The sequence below is a fragment of the Coprococcus sp. TF11-13 genome, assembly GCF_003481085.1.
GTDB classification, from domain to species: Bacteria; Bacillota; Clostridia; order Lachnospirales; family Lachnospiraceae; genus Coprococcus; species Coprococcus aceti.
The window spans coordinates 1-723 of the sequence record NZ_QUKK01000030.1; the positions used below are offsets into that span (position 1 = coordinate 1).

2 tRNA genes and 1 rRNA gene are annotated in these 723 nt (G+C 43.8%); all 3 read right to left on the reverse strand.

From position 1 onward, the window contains the following. Nucleotides 1-180: 180 nt before the first annotated feature. The 3 genes from DXD11_RS14100 to rrf all read right to left on the reverse strand — a co-directional run bounded on the left by DXD11_RS14100 (nucleotide 181) and on the right by rrf (nucleotide 508). Nucleotides 181-253, reverse strand: a tRNA-Ala gene (locus tag DXD11_RS14100). A 26-nt stretch (nucleotides 254-279) separates the two neighbouring features. Next, nucleotides 280-353: transfer RNA gene (locus DXD11_RS14105), tRNA-Ile, on the reverse strand. 37 nt (nucleotides 354-390) lie between these two features. Then, a 5S ribosomal RNA gene (gene rrf / locus DXD11_RS14110) occupies nucleotides 391-508 on the reverse strand. Between the last annotated feature and the right edge of the window lie 215 nt (nucleotides 509-723).

Genomic DNA, 723 nt, shown 5'->3' on the forward strand with positions numbered 1-723 from the left:
CTTTTGCAGATTTTAGGTTAGTAAGCAACAAGTTGCTTACATTTGCTATTTCTAGCTTTGTTTACCTATCTTTTGGTTATTGATGTCTTGTTAATTATTAATGGCTTATTATAAACTTATAATAATTATCTCTTTCTGTATGAAATTCTCAAGGTACATATTTAGGATGTTTCCATCCAGTGGAGATAACGAGATTCGAACTCGTGACCCCCTGCTTGCAAGGCAGGTGCTCTCCCAACTGAGCTATACCCCCGTATGGAATTACAGCCTTTCGGCTAATGGGCTTAAATGGACTCGAACCATCGACCTCACGCTTATCAGGCGTGCGCTCTAACCAGCTGAGCTATAAGCCCATTTTCTTTGGTGCTTACACTTGATAAGCAAATTTGGAGCCGGCAGCCACCTGCTCTCCCACACCGTCTCCAGTGCAGTACCATCGGCCGCTTACGTCTTAACCGTCGTGTTCGGGATGGGTACGGGTGTCTCCCATAAGCGCATCACCACCGGCAAATTTGTGCGTTACTGAGTAAATGCAGTTTTTAACTGTATCAACCAGAAAAGCTCGCTTTTCTGTGTTGCTTGCTGTTAAAAACTATATGCGACGAAGTCGCATCACCGAGTGAGTTCTCTTCTCACGAGGTGTAGCTTTTACTTATCCTTGAACGCTTAACAACATAACAACCCTTACTATCCATTCCTTAGAAAGGAGGTGATCCAGCCGCA